The organism is Nitrospirota bacterium (assembly GCA_016214385.1).
Taxonomy (GTDB): domain Bacteria; phylum Nitrospirota; class Thermodesulfovibrionia; order UBA6902; family JACROP01; genus JACROP01.
This window is the reverse complement of the sequence record JACROP010000030.1, coordinates 24191-30276: the sequence shown is the minus strand read 5'-3', so window position 1 is coordinate 30276 and position 6086 is coordinate 24191. Positions and strand designations below refer to the sequence as shown.

The following is a 6086-nucleotide window of genomic DNA, read 5'->3' as shown; positions in this document are numbered from 1 at the left end:
TTCCACAAACACTGGGATATCTCCGAGTGTTATTGATATTTTATTATTTTGCACTGATTTTGTCTTGGTCTCAAAGGCTGTGTTATAATCTGTTATATCTTTTCCTGATTCATATTTTGGCACAGCTTCGGTGATTCTGATTTGCTTTAAAGTTATGCCGGAAATTGTTATCTCTTTCTGCTCTTTATTATCATTCCAAACAACCCAGATGGATTTTCCTTGCTTAATGAATTTATAGATGTAGATTTCACCTTTTTCCTGAATAGTCTGAATATTCTCCCAATCGCTTCCTTCTAAAACTTCCACCATTTTCTTATAAGTGTAGTAGGCGAGTTTTTTTACTCCATAGCCTGGGTCGCCTTTTCCGATGCCGTCGTAGATAAGACCCAAATGGTCTGATGATTGATTGTCTTCTAAAGGATACTCTCCTTCAATCATGTTCCACCAGAATATTTTCTTAGCCCCAAAAGATAAAGGATAAATATATCTTTTAATAAGATTAGTGGCTTGTAATTTTTCTCCAAAAGGTTCGCTCGGCACTGCTGTTTCCGTAAACCAGATTTCAGTATTTTTATAACCATTTTGGTCAAGCTCTCTACGAAATAGGAAGTAGATATCTTTCATTTCTTTCCAGTTAGAAGGCCATCCTGTATCAGAACCATAAAAATGAATATCAAAAATATCAATATACTTACCTTGGAGATTCCTTAAAAGAGGGATATAAAATTCTTCACGTTCTTCCTTAGCAAAAAAAGGCTCATTTGAATTAACGGCATGTCCGGTAGCTAACCCTCCTATTGCCACTAGAGTGTTAGGGTCTGCCTCTTTAATCGCTTCATAAGTTATTTCTTGAAATCGGCTAAAGCTCCGCCAATCCACATTAATATTTCCTTTCATCAATTGTTCTCTATCATTAATAAATATTGGCTCGTTCTGCGTCTGCCAATACTTAATAGGGTTTTTTAATCCAGGCATATCTTTATATCCGTCGCCATCATAGCGTTCAACAAGCTCTTTAACAAATTTGATATAGTATCCCTCTACTTCTTTATCGATAAATTCCCATGTCCCTAGTTTAATGCCAAGGCCCACATTGACATGGCCAACGGCAATGGTGGCCAAAACATTAACATCTGAAGGAACTTCGCCGTAAAGCTTGTCAAAAATAGCCCATTCATATAATCCGTTTTCTACATGTTCTTTTGTTGGCTGAACGCTTGACCAACCAAAATCTATACCAGGTCTGATCCATTTGACACCTATATCTTGAACATTCTCATAAGGCTCTTTTAATTGGGAGATCATCTTATTCATTTTTTCTGCGGGAAAAGCATCATTTGGCACAAATGGCCGAGAGAAAGCGCCGCTCATTCCAAAAGGCGAATCTATGTTGTTCTTTTCTTGAGATTTTTCAATAAACTGGTTGGCTATCTCAGTTATACCTTTATAATAAATTCCAAAGGATATGCCAATACCTGCGGCAAAAAACAAGATTAAAATCAAGATTTTTTTGTTCATCATAAGTTAATTATTTCCATTCTTTAAATATGTTCCCAAAGCAGGGTTCGGAATTTCATATAACGTTCAAGGCTAAAAGAAGTGCGATAGCATTTGCCATTTATTCTTTTCCCTTTTAGCCTGTTGTTATCTGCCGTTGGGGGCATTCAATAAAAGACCTCTATCCCCTTGTAATGCACCTACTTCAAATGTTTTTTTAGAAATTCTAATGTCCTGTTCCAACTGTCATTGGCCGCATTTTCATCCAATGAGCCATGTCTATCATAACGATGTCCGACTCCGGCGTAGATTTTCATTTCATATGGAGTTTTTGCAGCATTAAGTATAGCCGACAATTGGTTCGCAAGAATAACCGGCACTACAGTGTCATTATCTCCATGAAGAATTAAGACAGGTGAACTGTCTTTGGTAAAAACATCTTCAAAACGGTATTTCAAATCAAGTCCCTTTCCTCCACCAGATAGTGCTCCATAATAGGAAACACCAACCTGAACCCTGCCCTTTGCAGCTAATATAAGCGCCCAGTATCCGCCCATTGAGAAACCGACGGCACCAAGTTTATCTTTGTTGACCTTCTGATTCTTTTTCAGATATCCCAGCGCATCAACCAAATCTGAAAATATCTCTTCCGCATATTTGGTGGTTGCTAATTGTCTTGTTTTCGCCGTAATGCCATGGGCATCAAAATAATATGGGACGAGGCAGGCATAACCCTGTTTTGCAAGTTCTCTTGCAAACTGGATATCGCCCTGCTGCACTCCACCGCTTGTGTGTAATACCAAAACACCAGGAAATGGGCCTTCCCCGTCAGGAAGGATGAAGTCAGCCTGCATATTCTTTTTAACCCCTAATCCAGAAACTGTCATTTGTTCAATTGCAACTGCCGGTGAGGTCGATAACATTAAAAAAAGACTTAAAATAACAATAAATCCTCTTACTAAATGTTTCATGGTATCCCCCAATCTGACCACTCCTGTCCCTGCCCGCAATGAGCAGCTAACTACTTCACAGACGACAATGTCGCCTTTTATCCAAATTTGAGTGGATGTTGCAGATTGTTTTTCTTCCGCAAGGTAAAGGAGGTAGTTCTTTATGTCGTTTTCTTTAATGTCAGATGGACCTTTGCCTGTAAAATTGAGAAAATCCCTGTTGTAATAGAGATAGCCTTTGACGGTTCTGTAGCTGTATTTTCTTGAGAGGAGTTCTCTGCGGAGGTCTTGAAAATCCCCCTCACCCTTTACCCTCTCGTGGGTAAAGATGGTAGTCTCTCCCACAAGGGGAGAGGGGATTTTTTTAGCTTGCAGGGCTGGGTCTATGTGGATTTCTTCACCTTCAAAGGCTAACCCCCCTTTATCCCCCCTAAAATTAAGGGGGGAATGGGGGGTTAATGTTCCATCTGAATCAGGAAAGCTCCAGCACTTTTCAGCAGGATGCCATTTGTGGCCAGGAATACTTTTGACCTTCGCAACATAATCAGGATTATAAGAAAAGGCAATTGTTATACTACCAGAGCTATCTTTGCTGCCACTTATCCCCACCGCCCTTCTCCTCAAAGGCATCATATCAACCCCTATTAACCCTGTCAAGCCACACAATACAGGTAGGTTTCTTTTGACAAAATTTCCCCTCAAATGGTAATATTTTTAACCTTCTAAGGCAAATCATAGTGATTTGATTTTAATGAAACACTCATACCATAAATAACCTATTTGAGGGTATTTTCAAATGAAGATAGCAGTTACAGGTAAAGGCGGGGTTGGTAAAACTACTATTTCTGCCCTTTTGAGTTATATATATGCTTCTGAAGGTAAAAAAGTCATTGCTGTTGATGCTGACCCTGATGCAAATCTCGCATCGGCCTTTGGCATATCAAAACAGGAGATAGAGGCCATCAGGCCAATTGCAGACATGGCAGAGCTTATCGAAGAAAGGACAGGCGCAAAACCCGGCAGTATGGGAGGGCTCTTTAAACTAAACCCGATGGTTGATGATATCCCTGAAGAGTTTGGCTACAGAGTTAATGGAATTAATCTCCTCGTTATGGGCAAATCAAAGGCAGCAGCATCAGGCTGCTATTGCCCTGAGAATGTCTTTTTGAGAAGGCTCATAAGACATCTTGTCCTTGAGAGGGATGAGATTGTAATTGTTGACATGGAAGCAGGCATAGAACACCTGACAAGAGGTACAGCAGAAGGCGTTGATGCCTTTATCGTTGTTGTTGAGCCAGGGCAGAGGAGCCTGCAGACAGCAGCTACAGTAAACACACTCGCAAAAGAACTCGGCATAAAGAAAGTATTTGCAGTGGCCAATAAAGTCAGAGGCGATAATGATTTAAATTTCATAAAGTCCTCTATTGCTGACATGGAACTGCTGGGCGCTATAGGATTTAATCCTGAGATAATGGAAGCAGATATAAAAGGGATTCCACCGTATAAAGCATCCAACAAGACATTAGGCGAGGCTTCTGCTATAAAGAGGACACTGGAGACATTGATTTGAAGGAAGCATTAAGGCAACAGGCGCTCTCAAAACGTAATATAATCAATACTGCTGACAGGGAAATTAAAAACGACCTTATCAGGAAGCATCTCTTTAACATGTCTGAATTCGAGAAAGCCCGAACTGTTTTTTTCTATGCGTCCTTTGGCACTGAGGTTGAAACCCTTACTGCAATAGAGGCATCCCTCAGATCCGGCAAGAGGGTGGCCCTGCCTGTTGTTGACAGGGATCGGAATGGATTAAGAGTTTATGAAATAAAGGCAATGGCAGACCTCGGGCCTGGCTTCATGGGGATACCTGAACCAAAGGTCTTAGAAGGCAGGGCGATAGAATTGAAAGACATTGACCTCATGATAATCCCTGGTGTAGGTTTTGATATTGCAGGAAATCGTCTCGGTTATGGAGTCGGCTATTATGACAGGCTCCTCGGTGAGCTTATCGACCCCTCGATTCGCATGAGGCGAAAAAAATCTGTCCCTATCATAGCCCTGTGCTTTGAAGAACAAATCCTTTCAGAGATACCACCTGAGGCTCACGATATAAGGGTAAATAAAATAATTACAGAAAAGAGGGTCATAGATTGCCATGGATAAGAGAAAAATCGAAAAAGGCATCAGACTCATCCTCGAAGGAATAGGCGAAGACCCTGAGAGGCCTGGGCTCAAAGATACTCCAAGACGCATAGCTGAGATGTATGAAGAAATATTTTCAGGCCTTGAGACGCCAACAGAAGAAATCTTAAAACCAATAGAAGGAGAGAGTCATGATGAAATGGTCCTCTTAAAAGATATACCCTTTTATTCTGTATGCGAACATCATCTGCTGCCATTTATAGGCAAGGCCCATCTGGCGTACATACCAGGGGCAGGAAAAATCGCAGGCATAGGAGAACTCGCAAAGGCATTAGAGATATTAGCAAAGAGACCACAGGTTCAGGAGCGACTCACTTCTCAGCTCGCTGATTTAATAATGGAGAAATTAAAGCCAAAAGGGGCAATGGTAATTATAGATGCCGAACATCTCTGCCTGAGCATGAGGGGGTTAAAGAAGCCAGGCACAAGGACAGTTACATCAGCAGTCCGCGGCATATTCAGGAGTAAAGATTCAACAAGGGAAGAACTGTTGGAACTAATTAAAAAAAGGGATTAGGGATTAGGGTTTGGTTATAAGGAGGGACAATGGCAGCACAGATTATTGATGGGAAGAAAGTAGCAGCAGATATCAGGGAAAACTTAAAAAAAGAGATTTCAGAACTCAAGGCTAAGGGTATTAACCCCGGCCTTGCAGTAGTCCTTGTAGGGGAAAACCCTGCATCAAAAAAGTATGTCTCAGCAAAAGAGAAGGCATGCGAGGAAATAGGCATAGCGAGCTTTGCCTATAAGGTCCCCGAGACAACAATCCAGGCTGAGCTTATGAAGCTCATCGATACTTTAAATAAAGACCCAAAGGTAAATGGCATCCTCGTTCAGCTTCCCCTCCCAAAGTGGCTCAATGAGAAAGAGGCGATGAACAGGATTGCACCTGAAAAAGACGTTGACGGATTTGGCCCGGATGCCCTCGGAAAGCTTGTGCTTGATGAGCCGGGTTTTATCCCCTGCACACCACATGGTGCAATAAAAATGCTTGAGGCTTATGGGATAAACCCGGCAGGGAAACATGCGGTAGTTGTCGGCCGCAGCATCATTGTCGGCAAACCCCTGGCCCTGCTCCTTCTCAGGAAGAATGCCACTGTGACAATATGCCACAGCAAAACTCCGAATCTCAGGGAAGAGTGCCTCAAGGCGGATATACTCTGCGTTGCCATTGGCAAGGCAAAAATGATTACAGGAGATATGATAAAAGAGGGAGCCGCGATTATTGACATTGGCATCAATGTTACGCCAGAAGGTAAAATAGTAGGAGACGTGGATTTCGATGCAGCAAAAGAAAGGGCCGGATGGATAACGCCTGTCCCTGGCGGCGCAGGCCCGATGACAATAGCAATGTTGATGTATAACACAGTAATCGCTGCAAAGATGCAGGCAGGGATAAAGAGTTAAGAGTTATGAGTTAAGAGTTAAAAGTTAAGG

The 6086-nt window shown here is 41.9% G+C and carries 6 protein-coding genes; 4 read left to right on the top strand and 2 right to left on the bottom strand.

The annotated features are described in order from the left end of the window. Both HZC12_01885 and HZC12_01880 read right to left on the bottom strand, forming a co-directional pair. The coding region (locus tag HZC12_01885) for a hypothetical protein (protein MBI5025479.1) at positions 1–1521 on the bottom strand (1521 nt) is incomplete at its 3' end. Positions 1522–1697: 176 nt separating this feature from the next. After that, on the bottom strand, positions 1698–3104 hold the full coding sequence (locus HZC12_01880; protein MBI5025478.1) for a dienelactone hydrolase family protein: 1407 nt from the start codon (positions 3102–3104) through the stop codon (positions 1698–1700). A gap of 139 nt (positions 3105–3243) precedes the next feature. Between HZC12_01880 and HZC12_01875 the strand changes: the two genes are divergently transcribed. Genes HZC12_01875 through folD form a run of 4 tightly spaced genes read left to right on the top strand, consistent with a single transcriptional unit; the run spans position 3244 to position 6056 of the window. Beyond that, positions 3244–4017 (top strand): AAA family ATPase, encoded by a 774-nt coding sequence (locus HZC12_01875; protein ID MBI5025477.1) that lies wholly within the window; start codon positions 3244–3246, stop codon positions 4015–4017. Next, a complete protein-coding gene (locus HZC12_01870; protein ID MBI5025476.1) occupies positions 4014–4610 on the top strand; it encodes a 5-formyltetrahydrofolate cyclo-ligase in 597 nt (198 codons plus the stop codon). The genes HZC12_01875 and HZC12_01870 overlap by 4 nt, the downstream gene beginning before the upstream one ends. After that, the gene (folE, locus tag HZC12_01865; protein MBI5025475.1) at positions 4603–5166 is read left to right on the top strand and encodes a GTP cyclohydrolase I FolE; all 564 of its coding nucleotides are present in this window, start codon (positions 4603–4605) and stop codon (positions 5164–5166) included. The genes HZC12_01870 and folE overlap by 8 nt, the downstream gene beginning before the upstream one ends. 29 nt (positions 5167–5195) lie before the next feature. Continuing rightward, positions 5196–6056, top strand: coding sequence for a bifunctional methylenetetrahydrofolate dehydrogenase/methenyltetrahydrofolate cyclohydrolase FolD (gene folD / locus HZC12_01860; GenBank protein MBI5025474.1), 861 nt, complete (start codon positions 5196–5198; stop codon positions 6054–6056). The last annotated feature ends 30 nt before the right edge of the window (positions 6057–6086 follow it).

Excerpts from the sequence above, each read along its gene's own strand:
- HZC12_01875 (MBI5025477.1), top strand. The coding sequence starts at position 3,244 with ATGAAGATAGCAGTTACAGGTAAAGGCGGGGTTGGTAAAACTACTATT.
- folE (MBI5025475.1), top strand. The coding sequence starts at position 4,603 with ATGGATAAGAGAAAAATCGAAAAAGGCATCAGACTCATCCTCGAAGGA.
- folD (MBI5025474.1), top strand. The coding sequence starts at position 5,196 with ATGGCAGCACAGATTATTGATGGGAAGAAAGTAGCAGCAGATATCAGG.